The 850-nt window shown below is 60.5% G+C and carries 1 protein-coding gene; it reads left to right on the forward strand.

The window, feature by feature from the left end; translation table 11 throughout:
* Positions 1 to 756 (forward strand): 5'-nucleotidase (locus tag B3Q33_RS08805; RefSeq protein WP_286827495.1); only part of this gene is annotated, 756 nt, incomplete at its 5' end.
* Between the last annotated feature and the right edge of the window lie 94 nt (positions 757 to 850).

The following is an 850-nucleotide window of genomic DNA, read 5'->3' on the forward strand; positions in this document are numbered from 1 at the left end:
ACGCTGGTGCAGAAGCTGCTGGCTATCAACGAACTGAAAGAGGGAAAGGGGCGGGTCGAAGTCATTCTGCTGTCGCGCAACAGCTCTGATACCGGCCTGCGGGTCTTCAACTCCATCGAGCATTACGGATTGCCGATCACCCGTGCGGCCTTTGCCGGCGGGCAAAGCCCCCACCGTTATGTGTCTGCGTTCGGCGCCCACCTGTTTCTGTCCACCGACCCGGATGACGTACAGCAGGTACTGGAAGCCGGCTATGCAGCTGCCACCATTCTTTCCGGCGGCCAGTGTCAGCGCCCGGATGGCATTTTGCGGATTGCCTTTGATGGCGACGCGGTGCTGTTTTCCGATGAGTCGGAACAGATTTTCCAGAGTGATGGCCTGGAGGCTTTCACCGAGAATGAAAAACGCTCCGCACGTCAGCCACTGGACGGCGGCCCGTTCAAGCCTTTCCTGGCAGCCTTGCATCAACTGCAGGACAGCTTTCCGGTGGAATCCTGCCCGATCCGAACGGCTCTGGTGACCGCCCGGGGCGCTCCTGCCCACGAACGGGTAGTGCGAACCCTGCGTGACTGGAATATCCGCCTGGACGAAAGTCTGTTTCTGGGAGGCTTGGCGAAAGGGGATTTCCTGCGGGCGTTCGGTGCCGATGTGTTCTTCGATGATCAACAGGGCCACTGCGAATCCGCCGCCCGACATGTGGCGGCCGGCCATGTCCCCCATGGTGTGGCCAATCGGCGAAAAAGTGGGGAAGCCTGAGATCGCGCATTAGCCCGAGGCTTTCTCAGATCCTGCCGGAACCGGCGAACCTGGTTGAGACAGTGCGACTGTTCGCCATGCAGGCATAGCTCCT

It is taken from the genome of Alcanivorax sp. UBA3183 (genome assembly GCF_002364155.1).
In the GTDB taxonomy this organism is placed as follows: domain Bacteria; phylum Pseudomonadota; class Gammaproteobacteria; order Pseudomonadales; family Alcanivoracaceae; genus Alcanivorax; species Alcanivorax jadensis.